General features: G+C 32.3%; 16 protein-coding genes and 1 other annotated feature (1 of these 17 running past the window's edge). Of the genes, 2 read left to right on the top strand and 14 right to left on the bottom strand.

Features of this window, described 5'->3' with window-relative positions; translation table 11 throughout:
• The first annotated feature begins 2 nt into the window (after positions 1 to 2).
• On the top strand, positions 3 to 671 hold the full coding sequence (locus tag PG914_RS04745; RefSeq protein ID WP_488822564.1) for a DUF2238 domain-containing protein: 669 nt from the start codon (positions 3 to 5) through the stop codon (positions 669 to 671).
• Here the strand turns inward: PG914_RS04745 and cls are convergent.
• The 11 genes from cls to PG914_RS04690 all read right to left on the bottom strand — a co-directional run bounded on the left by cls (position 663) and on the right by PG914_RS04690 (position 13,534).
• Positions 663 to 2,165 carry a cardiolipin synthase gene (gene cls / locus PG914_RS04740; protein ID WP_488822563.1) on the bottom strand — a complete coding sequence of 501 codons (1,503 nt, stop codon included), beginning with the start codon at positions 2,163 to 2,165 and terminating at the stop codon, positions 663 to 665. The two genes, PG914_RS04745 and cls, sit on opposite strands and share 9 nt — an antisense overlap.
• A gap of 110 nt (positions 2,166 to 2,275) precedes the next feature.
• The gene (locus PG914_RS04735) at positions 2,276 to 3,460 is read right to left on the bottom strand and encodes an aminotransferase class I/II-fold pyridoxal phosphate-dependent enzyme (protein WP_488822562.1); all 1,185 of its coding nucleotides are present in this window, start codon (positions 3,458 to 3,460) and stop codon (positions 2,276 to 2,278) included.
• Positions 3,461 to 3,468: 8 nt separating this feature from the next.
• The gene (locus PG914_RS04730) at positions 3,469 to 4,710 is read right to left on the bottom strand and encodes an adenylosuccinate synthase (RefSeq protein ID WP_488822561.1); all 1,242 of its coding nucleotides are present in this window, start codon (positions 4,708 to 4,710) and stop codon (positions 3,469 to 3,471) included.
• Between the two features lie 91 nt (positions 4,711 to 4,801).
• Positions 4,802 to 8,221 carry a transcription-repair coupling factor gene (gene mfd, locus PG914_RS04725; RefSeq protein ID WP_488822560.1) on the bottom strand — a complete coding sequence of 1,140 codons (3,420 nt, stop codon included), beginning with the start codon at positions 8,219 to 8,221 and terminating at the stop codon, positions 4,802 to 4,804.
• A 34-nt stretch (positions 8,222 to 8,255) separates the two neighbouring features.
• Positions 8,256 to 8,831 (bottom strand): aminoacyl-tRNA hydrolase, encoded by a 576-nt coding sequence (gene pth / locus PG914_RS04720; protein ID WP_488822559.1) that lies wholly within the window; start codon positions 8,829 to 8,831, stop codon positions 8,256 to 8,258.
• Complete coding sequence (locus tag PG914_RS04715; RefSeq protein WP_488822558.1) at positions 8,831 to 9,793, bottom strand: ribose-phosphate diphosphokinase; 963 nt, start codon at positions 9,791 to 9,793, stop codon at positions 8,831 to 8,833. The genes pth and PG914_RS04715 overlap by 1 nt, the downstream gene beginning before the upstream one ends.
• A 228-nt stretch (positions 9,794 to 10,021) precedes the next feature.
• Positions 10,022 to 10,306 carry a septation regulator SpoVG gene (gene spoVG / locus PG914_RS04710; RefSeq protein WP_488822557.1) on the bottom strand — a complete coding sequence of 95 codons (285 nt, stop codon included), beginning with the start codon at positions 10,304 to 10,306 and terminating at the stop codon, positions 10,022 to 10,024.
• A gap of 115 nt (positions 10,307 to 10,421) precedes the next feature.
• Entirely contained in the window at positions 10,422 to 11,219 is a 798-nt protein-coding gene (gene rsmA / locus PG914_RS04705) for a 16S rRNA (adenine(1518)-N(6)/adenine(1519)-N(6))-dimethyltransferase RsmA (RefSeq protein WP_488822556.1), read from the bottom strand.
• Positions 11,203 to 11,742 (bottom strand): ribonuclease M5, encoded by a 540-nt coding sequence (gene rnmV / locus PG914_RS04700; RefSeq protein WP_488822555.1) that lies wholly within the window; start codon positions 11,740 to 11,742, stop codon positions 11,203 to 11,205. The genes rsmA and rnmV overlap by 17 nt, the downstream gene beginning before the upstream one ends.
• Positions 11,739 to 12,944: an HD domain-containing protein gene (locus tag PG914_RS04695; RefSeq protein WP_488822554.1), complete on the bottom strand. Its 1,206-nt coding sequence runs from the start codon at positions 12,942 to 12,944 to the stop codon at positions 11,739 to 11,741. The genes rnmV and PG914_RS04695 overlap by 4 nt, the downstream gene beginning before the upstream one ends.
• The gene (locus tag PG914_RS04690; RefSeq protein WP_488822553.1) at positions 12,944 to 13,534 is read right to left on the bottom strand and encodes a phosphate propanoyltransferase; all 591 of its coding nucleotides are present in this window, start codon (positions 13,532 to 13,534) and stop codon (positions 12,944 to 12,946) included. The genes PG914_RS04695 and PG914_RS04690 overlap by 1 nt, the downstream gene beginning before the upstream one ends.
• Before the next feature lie 102 nt (positions 13,535 to 13,636).
• Here PG914_RS04690 and PG914_RS04685 point away from each other — a divergent pair, with 102 nt between their 5' ends.
• Positions 13,637 to 14,053: an HIT family protein gene (locus PG914_RS04685; protein ID WP_488822552.1), complete on the top strand. Its 417-nt coding sequence runs from the start codon at positions 13,637 to 13,639 to the stop codon at positions 14,051 to 14,053.
• Here the strand turns inward: PG914_RS04685 and PG914_RS04680 are convergent.
• From PG914_RS04680 to serS, 3 genes are all read right to left on the bottom strand, one after another.
• Positions 14,034 to 15,266, bottom strand: a complete 1,233-nt coding sequence (locus PG914_RS04680; protein WP_488822551.1) for a sensor histidine kinase — start codon at positions 15,264 to 15,266, stop codon at positions 14,034 to 14,036. The two genes, PG914_RS04685 and PG914_RS04680, sit on opposite strands and share 20 nt — an antisense overlap.
• A gap of 80 nt (positions 15,267 to 15,346) precedes the next feature.
• Positions 15,347 to 16,018 carry a response regulator transcription factor gene (locus PG914_RS04675; RefSeq protein WP_488822550.1) on the bottom strand — a complete coding sequence of 224 codons (672 nt, stop codon included), beginning with the start codon at positions 16,016 to 16,018 and terminating at the stop codon, positions 15,347 to 15,349.
• Between the two features lie 213 nt (positions 16,019 to 16,231).
• Positions 16,232 to 17,500, bottom strand: a complete 1,269-nt coding sequence (gene serS, locus PG914_RS04670) for a serine--tRNA ligase (RefSeq protein ID WP_488822549.1) — start codon at positions 17,498 to 17,500, stop codon at positions 16,232 to 16,234.
• A 53-nt stretch (positions 17,501 to 17,553) separates the two neighbouring features.
• Positions 17,554 to 17,606, bottom strand: a binding site (T-box leader) (it continues 149 nt past the right edge of the window).

Raw genomic sequence — 17,606 nt, 5'->3', positions numbered from 1 at the left:
TTATGAATGATGAAGGGATAAAAAAATTTGTTGTAGGCTTTACATATATTCTAAACTCAATGATGTTGGTTACCGCTATGATCTTATTGACTATGATTCTTTTAACAGGTGTAGATCCAACTAAGAGATTGACTAGTCATATTGCAACTATATGCTTTACACTCATACCAATGTTGATTCGTTTATTAACAAAGGGTAAGTTTAACTTATTCTTATACCTATATACTGCAGTCTATGTTTTTTTAGCAGTGTTTTTGGGTTCATCTTTAAACTTCTATAATTTATATGAAAATATTCATTATGATAAATTAATTCATGTCTTTTTTGGCTACTCGAGTGCTTTAATTGGATTATATATCTTAATTAAAACAAACAAATTAAATAACTCAAATTATATCTTCTCTCTTTTATTCATATTTAGTTTTGCAATGATGATTAGTGCAGTATGGGAAATATTTGAATTTGCATCTGACTCATTATTTGGTACATTTACACAAGGAAAGCCTCAATTAATCATAGGCGGAGGCACATCAACAGATGTTGGTGAGACTATGTTTGATATTATCGCTAACTTCGTAGGGGCAATCGTATTCATATTAGAATACATGTTATTCATTAAAACAAAAAAAACTCCAATCATGAAATTCATGATTAGTGAGCTTTCAAAGTAATGGTGAAAATCCTCTTAAGATTGCACGGAATACCCGGTAAATAATATTTCGTTTCTTATAATCCTGAGCCGTAACAAAGCGGCTCTTTTTTATAGTTTCTTCATAGTATTTAACCATATCAGAAATTGTATCTACGTCGTTTAACCAAAGGTTATTTTCTAAATGCATATACAAACTTCTAAAGTCTAAATTAGAAGAACCAATCATTGCTACTTTTTTATCTGCAATAATCATTTTAGAATGGATAAACCCTGGTGTATATTTAAATATTTTTACACCATATTTAGCCAGTTCCTCCGAATAAGATTCAGATACCATATAAACAAGTTTTTTATCTGGGATTGACGGTAGGATAATATTTACATCAACACCACTTTCAGCGGCAAGTTTCAAAGCTGTTGCAAGTTCATTATCTAGAATTAGATAAGGAGCTGTAATATAGATTGATTCTTTCGCATCATTAATTAAATGAAGATATATACTTTTACCTGTTAAATTCTTATCAACTGGAATATCACTAAATGGTGCATATTGATATTTACCTGGAACCGAATGTACTACGTGATATGGTTCGTGACTAATTTCTTTTTTCTTACTAAATTGCCAGTTTTCTAAGAAGATTGCTGAGAAAGTCCAAACTGCTTCACCTTCAACCATAATGGCAGCATCATTCCACTGACCAAATATCTTCTTCTTATTGGTGTATTCATCACCAATATTAACCCCACCAGTGAAAGCAATCTTATTATCAATAACAACAATTTTTCTATGGTCTCGATAATTCATAGCGTAATTAATATGGAGTTTCATTGGGTTAAATCTAACAACTTCCATACCTAAGCGTTCAAGATATTTATGATAATTGAAAGGTAGTTTAGTCGCAGAACCAAAGTCATCATAAATAATCTTTATTTCGACGCCTTCTTTTTGTTTTTGAATTAAAACCGCTAGTATTTGATCCCACATCTTAGATTTCGTAATAATGAAATATTCCATAAAGATAAAATGCTTAGCTGTTTTTAAAGCTTCAAGTAACGCTTCTAATTTTTCTTGACCACTACCTAAAAATTTTGATTTTGTGTTGACATAAACTGGGAAGTTGAGATTAGCCAAATACTTTTGGTGTTTTAAGTATTCATCACCAAACACACTTGCTTGTTTTTTTAATTCTTCTTCTCTAGTTGCTTGAGCGCGTTTCATTCTAGAACTAGATGAAATGGATAAACGTTCTGTTCGTGAGTATAAATAGAATAATACCCCAAAAACTGGTAGTGTTAATAGAATGATGATCCAAAGTAGTTTATACATTGGATTATCATCATCAGCAATTAAATGCAACGTAATTAAAAAACCTATAATCATTGCACCAAAATGAAGATCATAAAAATCAGTTGAAAGGACATTAACAAAATAAATGATTAAGCCAATTTGAAGTAAGAAAAACAACCCAATAAACATTAGTCTATTTGTTAATAATGCAATCAATTTACGCATCGATTTTATCTCCCTTCATTGAAAAGTGATATTACCTCCATCATAACATAAACCAACAAAAAAGGGGATTTCTCCCCTTAAATTCTGTTATTTTTTTCAATCAAGTTGAACTATTTATTTGAAACAACTTTTTTAAGTTTACCGGCAAGACCAATCACTTCTTTATTTGTAATACCACATAATGCGACTCTTAGGCCTTGTTCCATTGGTACAACATAAATATTTTCTTTAGCTAATTTTTCATAATCAGCTTCCGGATTACTTGATTTAACAAGTACGAAGAAGCCACCTCTATAAGGATAAATATCTAATTTTTCTTCCTTTGCTTCTTTTTGAAAAATGTCACCTCTTGATTTAAGCGTTGATGTAAGCTTAGTTAAAGAAGAGATATATTTATCTTTATCCATAGATAATTGATTAAAGATACCAACACCAACTGAAGGTGCTGTACTCCATTTACCTAAAGCATCTTCTAATGCATCTTTCTTAAAGAAATTATATTGTTCTTTTGTTTGGTGTAATCCAATTAATCCACCTAAACGAACACCATATATTGCAAATGATTTAGATGCACTGAAAGCAACCAAAACTTGTACATGAGGTTTCAAATCCATAAAGAAATCAAATGTGTTTCTTGCGTTCTTAAAGCCTCTAGGATCATAATCAAAATATGCAAGATCATAAGTGAGAACAATTTCATTATCTTGATATTTATTTAAGATTGAGATAATCGATTGCCACTCCAAATCACTTAAGTGATAACCAGTAGGATTATGACATGGGTCATTGATGACGACGATTACTCTTTTTTGATTACTTGTTAATAAGTCTAATTGTTGTTCAAAATCTTTTAAGTTGAATCCTTCACCATCAAAAAGTTTATGTTCATGAACATCCATTTTAGCGGCTTTTAAAAAGTAATCATAACGCCATCTAATATCACTTAATAATGCTTTTGTACCAGGTGAACCATACGCATTAAAAACAACTGATAATGCACCAGAACCCCCTGGTGTTGCAAGCCCTGTGAAAGTAAATTTTTTAGATAAGACTTCTTTTTTATCATCTAATACCCAATTGATTAGATTTTCTTCAAATACTTTACCACCATCTGTTGCCCCATATTTAAAGGTATCAAATAAGTCAAGATTATAAAATGCTTTTTCAACATCTGGGATCACCAGTTTTGATTCATCAGAATAAAACATACCGATTGTAGCATCAATAACATTCGGATTGATTTTCTTTTGTTCTTGTGCATGTTTAGCTATTTTTAAAATATCTACTTTCCCCATTGATTACCTCATAATACAGAAAATCTTTCAATTGTTTGTACGCGGTCTGGACCAACAGAAACAATTGAAACAGATAGTCCTGTTAATTCTTCTATTTTCTTAATATACAGTTTGGCATTTTCTGGTAGTTCATCAAAACTCTTAGCATTTGTAATATCTTTTTTCCAACCAGGCACACTTATATAAACTGGTTCACATCTTTCAAAATCATTAAATGCCGCTGGAATCGTATCAATTCTCTTACCATCTAACATATAATGTGTAACAATCTTTATTTCATCTAAACCAGTTAAAACATCAAGTAGTGTAATTGCAAGACTAGAAATTCCTGAAACTCGCTTTGAATAGTTTATAACAACTGTATCTAACCAACCAATTCTTCTTGGACGACCGGTAGTTGTTCCAAATTCATTACCCTTAATACGAATATTTTGTGCGAAATCACCAAATAATTCTGAAGGGAATGGTCCATTACCTACTCTGGTTGAATAAGCTTTAGTTACACCGACAGCTCCTTTAATATACCAAGGTGCTAAACCTGTGTTAATAGGAACAGATGCAGCAGTAGGTGATGATGATGTCACATATGGGAATGTCCCGTGGTCAACACATAATAACACACCTTGCGCGCCTTCAAATAAAATCGTTTTAGTGTGCACTAAGTCATTTAAAATATATGAAGTATCAACTACGTATGGTTTCATGAATTCAGCAAATTTTAAATAATCTGCAACTAATTCATTTACATCTTTATCTTTAGGCATAAATTCTTTTTCAGATGCGAATTTCTTCTCTAAAATCTCTTTATTATGCGGTCCTACGAAATCAACAACACGAATACCTCGACGACCATATTTATCTTCATATGTTGGACCAATACCTTTGTGAGTAGTACCAATATTATCCTTAGATTCGTTGTATTTGTCTTTATTGATATGATAAGGAAGTACAATATGCGCACGATCAGAAATCATCAATTTAAATGGTGTTTCAATTTTTGACAATTCATTATAAAAAGCCTCTGGATTGATTACCATACCATTAGCTAAAATATTTAAGGTATTTGGATTAAGAATACCTGATGGTAATAAATGTAGTGCATATTTTTTACCATCAAACTTAACTGTGTGGCCTGCATTGTTTCCGCCTTGATAGCGAACAACAACATCCGCTCTACTTGCTAGAAAGTCTGTAATCTTTCCTTTACCTTCATCTCCCCATTGGGTTCCAACAACAACTGTATTTTTCATATAAGCTCCCATAAAAAAGAAATTGGTTATCGTACTAACCAATTTCAATTTTAACATGTTTTAAGTTATATTTTTACTAAGTTATCTTATATCACAACTTATTCTTAAGTTGATAATACTTTTCAATAAATAAACACGCTAGATAAAGCCAATGTTCATTATGATCCTTAATCATCATATTTATTTCAACATGACCTCTTAATGTACCAAATGACATTCTCGTTTTAACAAGACTTCCAGCCTCAAGTAAAGAAATACCATCGACTTCTCCACTCTTGTCTAAACTTAGCGTAAACTTAACTGAGTCTTTAGTGACAGCAGTTTTTTCAATGCCTAATTTAGATCCTAATTTTTTAAATAGTTTTTCATACATGTAAGTTAAGACATCCACATCAATCTCACCAAATCTATCGATGAGTTCATTCTTTAGTTCTTCGACTTCATGGATGGAATTTAGAGTTGCAATACGTTTGTGGATTTCGATTCGAACGGGGTCTGAGTTGATATATTCTTGTGGAATATGTCTGGATGCAAATACTTGGTCTTGTTGTTGTGCTTTCGGTTCATCTTCTAACTTACCTTGCATCACTTCATCAAGTAATTTCATGTAGAGTTCAATCCCCACAGAATCGATAAATCCAGATTGTTCATCACCTAATAGATCGCCTGCACCACGAATTGATAAATCTCTTAAAGCAATCTTAAACCCACTACCTAAATCAGTAAAATCTTCAATCACAGATAAACGTTTTCTAGCTTCATCATTAATATTCTTATATGCATCAAACATTAAGTATGCATATGCAATTCGATCAGATCTTCCAACTCTACCTCTTAATTGATAAAGTTGTGCAAGACCAAGCTTATCCGCATCATGAATAATCAATGTATTTGTATTTGGTATATCTACACCTGTTTCAATAATTGTTGTTGATACTAATACATCATATGCTTTTTCAATAAAGTCGGATAAAACTTCTTCTAACTTATTTTTATTCATCTTTCCATGAGCATAAGTTATTCTCGCATTTGGTACTAACTTTTGAATTTTAGCAACCACATTTTCTATTGTCTCAACTCGATTATATAAATAGAATACTTGCCCACCACGTGAAAGCTCACGATCAATTGCCTCTTTAACAAGTGCATCTTGACGCTCAACCACATATGTTTGAACAGGATAACGATTAAGTGGTGGTGTTTCAATCATGGATAAATCTTTAATACCGTACATTGCCATCTGTAAGGTTCTTGGAATTGGTGTTGCAGATAATGTTAAGGTATCTACATTAACCTTCATTTCTTTAATCTTTTCTTTATGCTCAACACCAAATCTTTGTTCTTCATCGATAATGAATAAGCCTAAGTCTTTAAACTTTACATCTTCACTTAAAATTCGATGTGTTCCAATAACAACATCAACATGACCACGTGATAGTTTCTCTAAAGTATCTTTTTGTTCTTTAGCTGAAACGAATCTAGATAATAATGAAACGGTACCACCATACTTTTCAAAACGCTCTTTAAAGGTGTAATAATGTTGTCTTGCAAGTACAGTTGTTGGTACTAAATACGCAACTTGTTTTCCATCTAAAACGGCTTTAAATGCCGCTCTTAAAGCTACTTCTGTTTTACCAAAACCAACATCACCTGCGATTAATCTATCCATTGGACGAGATTGTTCCATGTCCTTTTTAACTGCATCAATTGCTAGTTTTTGGTCTAGCGTTTCCTCATATGAGAAATCGCGTTCAAAGCTTTCCATCATTTCATTATCAGGACTGAATTTAAACCCTAGCGCACTGTTTCTAGTCGCATATAGTTTAAGTAATCGATCAGATAAATCTTTAATTTTCTTACGTACAGAAGCTTTAGTTTTACTCCATTGTTTGCCACCTAATTTAGATAGTTTAGGTGCAATCCCTTCGTGGGATCGATATTTTAGAATGAGTTCGATTTGATCCGTTGGAACATAAAGTGCTTCATTTGCCTCATACACAATATGAAGATAATCTCTTTTTTCCCCAGATAAACTCATCGTTTTTAAACCCATATATTGACCGATTCCAAAGTCATAATGAACAACATAGTCACCTACTTCAAGTTCACTTGAGTCTCTAACTTTAACTGCTTGGTTAATCACTGAACGGTATCTGATTTTGGTTTTGTGTTTAGTTGAGAAAATAGTGTCTTCTGTTAATACTAATACTTTATTAACTGTATCGACAAATGAACCTGGTAAATCAGCTTCAACAATATGGATACAACCTTCACGATACGAAGAAGTCAGATATTCTATTTTTTGAGCCTCTAAAAAAGCTTTTACTTTTTCAGTATTAACTAAACTTCTTAATGCAATAAATTTATCAAAGTTTGGATATTGTAAAAGATAAATTAATAATTGATTTAATTCCCCAACAAAGTTTTCAGTCTCCATAATTCCAAGTGATGTGGAAAAAACATTTGTTGATTGATAAATATCTAAAAAGAGATGAACCTTTGATTTTATTTCTTCATAAGGTAGTCTAAAACCTAACTTTAAAAAATTATGCCCCATCATTGTTTCTGCATATGTTTGTAAGTCACTTTGAATCGTCTCTTCATTGATTTCAATCTTGAATGGGTCAACAACTACTAATTCATAATTACCTAAAAAATCTAGGATTGTTGTTTTCTCCTTATTGAAAAAATCAATATAGATGTGTAATCCATCCATACGTTTTCTAGTTTCTAAATATTCTAAATCTTGTTTATATTTAGTTTCTTCTTTTTCACTTAATGTGAGGGTTCTGAAGAATTCTTTAATTTCTTCTATTGCTTGAAGTTTCTGTTTATCGGTAAAGAATAGTTCATTTAATGGTGATAAATCAATCTTTTCTTCTTTTGAAATACTTCTTTGAGTTAAGACATCGAATGTCTTAATAGTTTCTATTTCATCACCAAAGAAATCTAGACGATATGGGTCTTTATTATTATGTGTAAATATATCAACAATAGAACCACGAACAGAAAACTCTCCAGGGCGCTCAACTGTATAGTTAAAGGTATACCCGTCATAAACTAACTTCTTAGAGAGATCCTCTATCTCAATTGAATCTCCGGTTTTTAAAGTTACAACACTATTGATATAATCTTTTGGTGTTAGTTGTCTGCGAAGTAACCCTTCTTGAGTTGTTATAATAACATACTTTTTAGATTGATCAATAAGTTTTCTTAATGTGTAGAGTCTTTCGTTCTTAAACTCAGGCGAACCTAATGCCATCATGGAAGTTAAAACTTGGTCAGCTGGATAAAATAAAACATCCTCATCACCAAGGATTGAACTCATCGCATCATAAAACTTTTGTGCATCATATAAATTAGGCAGAACAATGAGCAAATTCTTATTATTTTTTTGATATCTAAGTGCTAAAACAAGTTCAATATACGCATGATTGACATGATTAAAATGACCTGTTTTTTCGGTTAAAAGTTTTGATTTTTCTAATATTTTATATAGATTTTCACTCATAAATTCACTTCTTTCCCACGTAATAAAGCCCCAGTTATTTAACCAGGGGGGTGTTATATTTGTTCATTAAGTTTTCAAAACTCATTTGGTTTACCCAGTCAAAGATTAAATCTCGACATCTATCAAAGACAGGCATTAGGAAATCAATTTCTTTAGAAGTTAGTTTTCCTAAAACAAAATCTTTCTTATCAATGAGTTTATTGTCACCAATACCAACTCTTAATCTTTTAAACTGATCTGAGCTTAATCGGTTAATAATATCACGTAGTCCATTTTGTCCACCGTGAGAACCTGATGCACGTAATCTAATCTTCCCTAGTTCAATTGCAGTATCATCTGAAATAATGATGATATCATCTTTTTCAATCTTGTAGAAGTTCATAAGATTAATGACTGCTTGTCCGGAAAGATTCATATAAGTTAATGGTTTAGCAAGAATAACATCTTCACCATTAATCTTTGTTTTTACATATGCAGCTTGAAGTTTATTATCAACCTTTAATTCTAAGTTTAAATCTTTTAAGATGCGATCGATTACAATGAAACCCATATTATGTCGAGTTTGAGCATATTCCCTACCAGGATTGCCAAGCCCTACTATTAATTTCATTAAACTTCCTCGATACGGTTGAAGATTTGTGAGATTGGTTCATCATGAAGAATATGGATAATCGCTTCACCTAGTAACGGTCCAATCGATAATTGTTTGATTTTTGGTTGCATTTTTTCTGGTGCAAGATAAATCGTATCTGTAATGACTAATTCTGCTAATTCAGAATTTTGAATTTTAACAGTTGCATCTTTAGTTAAAACACCATGTGTGACTGCGGCATATACTTCTTTAGCACCTGCTTTTAATAATGCTTTAGCACCTGCCATTAATGTACCACCTGTATCAACAATGTCATCTAACATGATACAAGTTGCACCACTCACGTCCCCGATGATGTTCATAACTTCTGCCTCATTCGGTCTTGGTCTTCTCTTATCGATGATCGCAAGAGGTGCCTCAAAGAATGTAGCAAATGCTCTAGCACGTGTCACACCACCATGGTCTGGTGATACAACAACAATGTTATCTAACTTCTTTTTCTTAAAATATGAAGCTAGAAGTGGTGCTGCAGGGAAGTTGTCAATTGGAATATCAAAGAAACCTTGAATTTGAGCAGCATGTAAGTCAATAGCAACAATACGATCAACACCAGCAACTGTCATTAAATTAGCGACTAGTTTAGCTGTAATCGGTTGACGTGACTTAACTTTTCTGTCCTGTCTTGAATAGCCAAAATATGGCATGATGATAGTGATTGATGCTGCTGATGCACGTTTTAAAGCATCCGTTAGAATCAATACTTCCATTAAATGATCGTTTGCCGGTTGACTTGTTGGTTGAACAACAAATACGTGATTACCGCGCACAGATTCTTCAATGTTTGTTGTAATTTCACCATCAGCAAATGTAATAACTTCTACGTTTGATAGTGGAATTTTAGCTGCTTTTGCAATTTTTTCAGCAAGTGGTCTATTAGCTGATAAACTAAATAGTTTTACTTTTTTATCTTCAATACTCATGATTTATACCTCGCCTCGAGACTATTATATCATCTAGCGATGATAATAGGGATGTCTAATGACACATAATGAAACCAGTTTTCATAATTTTTCAAAATGTTTCAAAAAAAGAAAACCGCATCTTGTGCGGTTTAAAAATGAGTACGTTCTCAAAAAATCGATATCTCGATTAGTTTTCCAGTTATTGAGATGATTAAAGACTCAAAATTATTAAGTCTTTGGTGCTAATTAGTCCCCTAATGACTCTGGCACTTGCGTTTTTAGTGCTTCATTATAAGCTGCGATGATCGCATCTTCTACTGATTTGCGCATTTCTTGATGAATTGGATGAGCGATATCTCTAAACCCACCGTTTGGCATCTTCTTGCTTGGCATAGCAACGAATATACCGTTTTCCCCTTCAATGACGCGAATATCATGAACTACAAAAGCATCGTCGAATGTAATAGTAACCACGCCCCTTAATCGTGAATCACTAGCTACAAGTCGTACTCTCACGTCTGTTACTTGCATTTGCTCCTCCTGGTGTACTTAAAACTACCTTCATTATAACATATTTTTTCATTAGACAAGCGCTTACATTTCAATTTGCTAAAATTTTTTTCATATAGTCTGAAAAAAAAGGAAATCAATTAAGTGATTTCCAGTCCTTTGTCAGCCTTATAAAGTCATCAACACCAAGATTTTCAGCTCTAATGTTTTCATCAAAACCATGTTTTTTTAAGAATTCTAAAGCTTTTTCTTTAGGTAAATCAAAGCCTGTATTAAGGTTGTTTAATAACGTTTTTCGTTTATGTTGGAAAGCTTTTTTCACAAGTTCAACATAGGTTTTTTCATCCACTTTTGATAAACGTTTTTCACGTTTAACAATTTGAATAACCGTTGAATCAACTTGTGGTGGTGGGGTAAACATTTTTCTGCCTACATTAACAACCCTTGATACTTCTGCATGGTATTGAAGTATTGCAGAGAAGGCATTATAACTCTTAAGATTGGTTTCAGAAATCACACGATCCCCAACTTCTTTTTGCACCATAATGGTAGCTGTTTTTAAGTTATCAATTTCTAAAAATTTGAAGATAATTGGTGTTGTAATATTATATGGCAGATTACCAACTAAATGAATCTCTTCATCACCAAAATAAGTGCTTAATGTCTCTTCAACGTTATCTTCCATAAAATCTTTGAAGATAATTTTTGCTTTATCAGATCTAAATTGTTCTAGTGGTTCTATTAAAGAGTAATCTATTTCATAAGCTAAATACTTTTTTGCATCTACAGTTAAAAACTGAGTCAGTGCACCTAACCCAGGTCCGATTTCTAAGACGTTTTTATCTTTAATGTTTGCTTTATCGACAATTCTTCTCAATAGATTTTTATCGGTTAAGAAATTTTGTCCAAATCTTTTTTTAGCTTGATGTTTCATCTATTACCTTTTCTAACATTTGTTTTGTAATACCTAACCATTTTAAACGTTGTAGTAATGTTTTAGCATTACAGTGTCCAATATGGTAATAATTTGTTATCTTTTCTCTTAGGTCTTTTGCTTCATTAACTCCAGCTAAACCTGCATTTACTAAGTCTGATAGTTTTAAATCTGAATCTTGATCTAATATAACTTCATATTGTAGTTTCTCTTTTAAAATCGAGGTTTTAATATGTTCAATACCAATCTTCTTACCGTTTTTAGAACGAGCAATATCTTTTTCAACAAAGATATGGATTGGATTTTTAAGTTTAGATGCGATTTTTTTTCTAATATATTCTCCTGCGTGGTCTGGGTCAAATAAAAGAACGATGTCTAATTTTTCTTCGTTTTTTTGAAGAAACTTTATGACATCTTCCTTAATTTGTGAACCACCCACAGAAATTGTTTGAATATTTGGGTATAAATTTTTTAGTCGTGCTTCGTCATGATACCCTTCGACGACATAAATTCTAGTTTTCATAATTTTTTATAAAAGAATTTCGGATCTGCTTTTAGACTTGATGAGACCAGTGAATGAACAATTGATGAATACTTAGATAAAGGTATCACTTTATCTGTTTCCGTTAAAATGTAGACTTGATCACCAAGATTTAAATCAGTTTCATTATATGCACCTTGTGAGACATTTGTCTTTAATGCATAATAACGTTTTTCTTCATCTGTCATGGAAGAAAGAATTTTATTAATTTCGTCTTGGTTTTCAACAGTATCATCAATAAAGTCCCAAATCTTTCTATTTAAGAAATCATGGGCTAGTGTCTTTAAAATCTCATCTTCTGATTTTAAGAAGTAAGCAATGAGTCCATTCATATAGAAATCATCAACTTCTAAATAAGCATACATGTCATTTGGATTTTTAAGGATTGCTTTTAGTGCTGTTACATCGTGTTTAAAGTCAAAATTTTGTTCTAGTAAATCTTTAACTCTTAAGTAAATCTTTTCTAGAATAACTTCGTATGCTCTTGCTTTTGGATGATAGTATACTTGCCAGTACATGTGATATCTTGCAACTAAATAGTTTTCAATTGCATGAATACCACTTGATTTAAAGACAAGCTTCTTATCCTTTACAATAACAACTCTCATTAAGCGATCTAAATCAATATGGCCATATGCTGCACCTGTAAAGTATGCATCGCGTTCTAAGTAATCTAATCTATCGATATCAAGTTGAGATGAGATTAATTGCTCAATTAATGGAAATTTCTTTTCTTTTAAGATGATGGATGCAACATCATCTGCGAAGGTTTGGTCAACCTCACTTAAAACTCCACGTAATTCAGGATGTTCTTTAATAAGTCTAGCACCAATCTTTTCGTGATTTACTTTAAAGACGTATTCAAATGCGTGTGAATAAGCACCGTGTCCAATATCATGAAGTAAAGCGGCCGCTAAAAATAATAATTCTTCACGTTCACTTAAATTCTCTTTAATTTCTGGAATCATTGAGAAGCGATATGCTAGTTCATAAACTCCTAAGGAGTGTGAAAATCTAGAGTGTTCAGCTGCATGGAAAACCATGTGAACACCAGATAATTGTCTAATGCGTCTTAAACGTTGAAACACACTTGTATCAATCAAGTGTGTAATCAAGTCATATTCAATATGTATATATCCGTACAACGGATCTCTAAATACTTGTTGTCTTGCTTTTTTTTGCATTATTCGTTAATAGTGTAACTCTTAACTAAAGTAACAGTATCGCCGTTCTTTAACATGAAAGCCGCACCATCATCAGTATCTAGGTGGCAATCTAAACGGAAGTTTGCATTTACACGACATAAGATGTTATCTAAGATACCAGCTTTAACACCATCGATCTTAATTGAAACAACTTGTTTGTCTACAACTCCGAATTCTTTTGCTTCTTCTAATGAGAAGTGAATGTGTCTGTCAGCGATGATTACACCTTCTGATAACTCTACTTCACCTTTAGGTCCTACTAATTTGCAAGCACCACTACCTTTAACATCGCCTGATGAGCGAACTGGAGCAGTAAATTTATAACGAATTGCATCTGATTGTGAAATTTCTACTTGAGATGCTGGTCTAACTGGTCCTAAAATACGAACCCCTTCTAAAGCTAGGCCGCTTGGTGAAACAACAGTTACTTTTTCTTCAGCAGCATATTGTCCAGGTTGGCTTAATGGTTTGAAAACCTTAAGTTCATATCCTTCTCCAAATAAGATTTCTAAATGTTCTTTTGTAACGTGCACGTGACGTCCTGAGATTCCAACTGGTATTTTTCTCATAATAATATTTCCCTTCTCTATAATCAATTAGATTATAACACTATTTACATAGTGTGGTTTAAATTAAAAACTTGTTATAATAGTTTTAAAGGAGAGAAACTTATGAAAACCATTTTTTCACAAATTATCGATCGCGAAATTCCATCATCAATTGTTTATGAAGATGACTTAGTAATTGCCTTTTTAGATATTACTCAAGCAACACCTGGTCACACACTTGTTGTAACTAAGAAACCATATGAAAATATCTTTGAAGTACCTGAAGAAACCTTAAAACATTTATTTTCTGTTGTTCAAAAATTATCAAAAGCTATCTTTAAAGCGTTTGATGCAAAAGGCATTAACCTTTTAAATAATAATATGGCTGCAGCTGGTCAAACTGTTTTCCATTATCATGTACATATTATCCCTCGTTTTGAACAAGGTGATTTTTCATTCCATTTTGTAAATCACATGGCAGAACTTTCTAAAGATGATTATAAAAAAAGAGCCGAAGCAATTATTGCGGCTCTATCGTAAATAATACACCATCTTTGTGATTAGTAACTGTTACATTCAATTTGAATCGATCAAGCGTTTCTTTTACAATCGCTAACCCTAAACCAAATTGACCTTTGTTACCTTTTTCATAAGCTTTAAAAATCTTTGGTAATAACTCTTCACTAATTTGCTCACCGTCATTCCAGATGGTGAGTTTTTTTGGTTTTAATTGAATAACAATTTTAGATTTTACATAACGAATAGCATTATCAACAATGTTAGATACGACGATATAGAAGTTTTCTCTAACCATTTTATGTTGCCAATCTGCTTCAATGTCAACAATAAATTTAGCTTCTGTTAAGTACTTGTAGTGGTTAACAACTTGATTAATCACATCTTTCATTGATACATCTTCATAGTTACCATCTAGTTCAATATAACCAATCTTTGTATATTCAATAATCTGTTTAACTTTATTATTTAAAACATCTGCTTGTTTGATGATTAATTCAGCTGAATCTGATGACTCAACACCATCAAGAATGGCCTCAGCATACGATTTAATAACAGCTATTGGTGTCTTTAAATCGTGTCCTAAGTTTTGTATCATTTCCTTCTTAGTATCTTCATTGTTCTTAATTTCAATACGCATATTATCGATTGCACGAGCAAGGCTTGAAATCTCTTCAGCCCCATCTACATTGATTGGTGTTTGGTATCCATCATGAACCATTTCATCAACAACTGTTCTTAAATCATTTAATCTTTTAACTGTATTTGAACTCCATAACCAAATGATAATCATGCCTAAAGCTAGAATGTTAATGAATGCTAAGGTTGTATAAAATGGAACACTACCAGTCATTTCATTAATATAATTTTGGGTATCAGAAATAACAACTATGACATATCTGTTTGAAGCACTGTTATAGTCGATAACTTCTCCTGCATATGCATAATCCCCATATCTAGTATAAGTAATTTCTTTTTCACCAAATGGTTTGATTGGATTTACATATGTTTCTTCAATGACACTTGCAATTTCATTTCTAACCTTGTTTGGAATCGCATTTGTTGAGTATGCGACTATCTCACCACGGTTAAAGATAATGTAATCATTATAAGTTGATTCCTGATCATAAGTGAAGTTATCAACTGTTGGATTATATTGTGTTTTAATTTTTAAAAAATACTCATTCAAGTGATACATATTTTGGTTTTCGTATCCTCTTGCAAATGATAAGTTCATAACGAATAAAAAAACCACACAGGCTAGTATAGATACGAATGTAAATATAATATTAATTTGCGTGGTTAATTTAATATGGTTCATAATAAGCGGTAGCCGTATCCGTAGATAGTTTCAATTCTTAATAATGGCATCTTAGCACGTAGTCTTCTTAATAAGTCATCAACGACTCTATCAGAACCTACATAGTTTTTGCCCCAAATTGATTCCAACATTACTTGTCTTTCAATAGGTTGTTGTTTATTCTTTAAGAATACTAATAACATTTCAAATTCTTTGTTAGTTAATTCGATTTGAACATCACCATGACGAATTTCACGTGAATCAAGTGAGATTACATATTCACTATAATTCATATGTCCTGGTCTTGAATTCTTACGGTTAAGAATTGCTTTAACGCGTAGAATTAATTCTCTTGGTGAGTAAGGTTTTGCAAGATAATCATCACTACCTAGCTCTAACCCTCTAATTTTATCTAATGCTTGATCTCTAGCTGAGGTAAAGATAATCGCTGCATCTGGGTTCACACGTTTAATTTCTTGAATTAATTCAAAACCATCAATGTGCCCTGATAACATAATATCTAAGATCCATAAATCAACTTGATCTGCGATATGTGGCATTGCTGATTCACCATCATAAAAGACTGTTACATCATAATTTTCTCTAGCTAAATACTTTCTGATAATTTCAGATAAATCTTTTTCATCTTCAACATAATAAATTTTCACTATTGTACACCCCTTTAACATAGTTGTGACTTGTTAAAATAATTTTATCACATAATTTGGATTTTAACCTTTAGTTAACAAAAAGAGCCGCCATATTAAGAAAGCTTAATCGGTTGGGCTCTATAAAAAAGAGAGAAAAATGAAGTACTTATAGTATAAACTGAGTTGAACAATTCTTCAACGAGTTAAGTTAACTATGGGAAATGTTGTAGAAACTGTGTGAAAATACGGTTTTTACTTAATAATTGTTTCTCTCATGTAGGGCACTAAAACCTCTGGAATAGTTACAGTACCATCAGCATTTTGATAGTTTTCTAGGATTGCAATAATAGTTCTACCAACAGCTAAACCTGAACCGTTTAATGTATGTAGGTATTCTGTTTTAGCATCTTTATCGCGTTTAAAACGAATATTTGCACGGCGTGCTTGGAAATCACCCGCATTAGAGATTGAGCCAATTTCACGGTACATATTTTGACCTGGTAACCAAACTTCTAAATCATATGTTTTCTTCATCCCAAATCCCATATCGCCTGTTGATAATAAAACAACACGGTATGGTAGATTTAATGCTTGAAGCACAGATTCACTGTCTTTTAACATTTGTTGATGTTCTTCTTCAGATTCTTCAGGACGAGCAAACTTAATTAATTCAACTTTGTTAAATTGGTGTTGACGTAAAATACCTCTTGTATCACGTCCAGCTGATCCAGCTTCTGCTCTAAATGCAGTTGTAAATGATACATATCTAATTGGTAATTGTTCGTTTGGAACAATTTCATCACGGTATAGGTTAATGGTTGGAACTTCAGCTGTTGGATTTAAATACCAATCAGTACCTGCAAGATTAAATGAATCTTCTTTGAATTTAGGGAATTGACCTGTAGCAAACATGCTCTTAGCAGATACGATATATGGTGGAATAATTTCTTTATATCCTTTAGCTACATGCAAGTCAATCATAAATGCGATTAGCGCACGCTCAAGTCTTGCGCCTAACCCCATATCAACAACAAATCTTGGACCCGTAATTTTGGCTGCACGTTCAAAGTCTAGGATGCCTAGTTTTTCACCTAATGCCACATGGTCTTGGATTGGAAAATCAAAGTTGCGGATTGTGCCCCATCTTTTGATTTCAACATTAGCTTCTTCATCCTTACCAACTGGAACTTCATCAGCAGGGAGATTTGGAACAATTGATAACATTTCAAATATTTCTTGTTCAATTGCAGCTAAACGTTCTTCTTGATGTGGAATATCAGCTTTGATTGCTTCAACTTCTTTTAAAAGATCGGTAGCGTCTTTACCTTCTCTTTTATATTGGCCAACTAATTTAGAGATTTCATTTCGTTTTGCTTTTTTTGTTTCAACATCGTTAATGATGTTTTTTCTTTCTTCTTGAAGTAATGGGATTTTCTTTAAGAAAGTGTAATCTCCATTTCTACCTTCTAATTTATTTAGCACATAGTCTAAATTTTCTGTTACAAATTTTAAATCTAACATGAGAATGCCTCCTTATATATTTATAAAAAATAAAAGTCCCTAGGAAAAAACTTCCTAAGGACGAATTTGATTTCGCGGTGCCACCTTAATTCTATGATTGCTCATA

This window comes from Acholeplasma sp. ORD1043 (assembly GCF_057808485.1).
Note: the sequence above shows the minus strand (reverse complement) of the source record. Positions and strands in the feature narration are given on the sequence as shown.

Bases quoted from the DNA above. Each gene is read 5' to 3' on its own strand.
- PG914_RS04745 (WP_488822564.1), top strand. From the start codon at position 3: ATGAATGATGAAGGGATAAAAAAATTTGTTGTAGGCTTTACATATATT.
- cls (WP_488822563.1), bottom strand. From the start codon at position 2,165: ATGCGTAAATTGATTGCATTATTAACAAATAGACTAATGTTTATTGGG.
- PG914_RS04735 (WP_488822562.1), bottom strand. From the start codon at position 3,460: ATGGGGAAAGTAGATATTTTAAAAATAGCTAAACATGCACAAGAACAA.
- PG914_RS04730 (WP_488822561.1), bottom strand. From the start codon at position 4,710: ATGAAAAATACAGTTGTTGTTGGAACCCAATGGGGAGATGAAGGTAAA.
- mfd (WP_488822560.1), bottom strand. From the start codon at position 8,221: ATGAGTGAAAATCTATATAAAATATTAGAAAAATCAAAACTTTTAACC.
- pth (WP_488822559.1), bottom strand. From the start codon at position 8,831: ATGAAATTAATAGTAGGGCTTGGCAATCCTGGTAGGGAATATGCTCAA.
- PG914_RS04715 (WP_488822558.1), bottom strand. From the start codon at position 9,793: ATGAGTATTGAAGATAAAAAAGTAAAACTATTTAGTTTATCAGCTAAT.
- spoVG (WP_488822557.1), bottom strand. From the start codon at position 10,306: ATGCAAGTAACAGACGTGAGAGTACGACTTGTAGCTAGTGATTCACGA.
- rsmA (WP_488822556.1), bottom strand. From the start codon at position 11,219: ATGAAACATCAAGCTAAAAAAAGATTTGGACAAAATTTCTTAACCGAT.
- rnmV (WP_488822555.1), bottom strand. From the start codon at position 11,742: ATGAAAACTAGAATTTATGTCGTCGAAGGGTATCATGACGAAGCACGA.
- PG914_RS04695 (WP_488822554.1), bottom strand. From the start codon at position 12,944: ATGCAAAAAAAAGCAAGACAACAAGTATTTAGAGATCCGTTGTACGGA.
- PG914_RS04690 (WP_488822553.1), bottom strand. From the start codon at position 13,534: ATGAGAAAAATACCAGTTGGAATCTCAGGACGTCACGTGCACGTTACA.
- PG914_RS04685 (WP_488822552.1), top strand. From the start codon at position 13,637: ATGAAAACCATTTTTTCACAAATTATCGATCGCGAAATTCCATCATCA.
- PG914_RS04680 (WP_488822551.1), bottom strand. From the start codon at position 15,266: ATGAACTTATCATTTGCAAGAGGATACGAAAACCAAAATATGTATCAC.
- PG914_RS04675 (WP_488822550.1), bottom strand. From the start codon at position 16,018: ATGTTAAAGGGGTGTACAATAGTGAAAATTTATTATGTTGAAGATGAA.
- serS (WP_488822549.1), bottom strand. From the start codon at position 17,500: ATGTTAGATTTAAAATTTGTAACAGAAAATTTAGACTATGTGCTAAAT.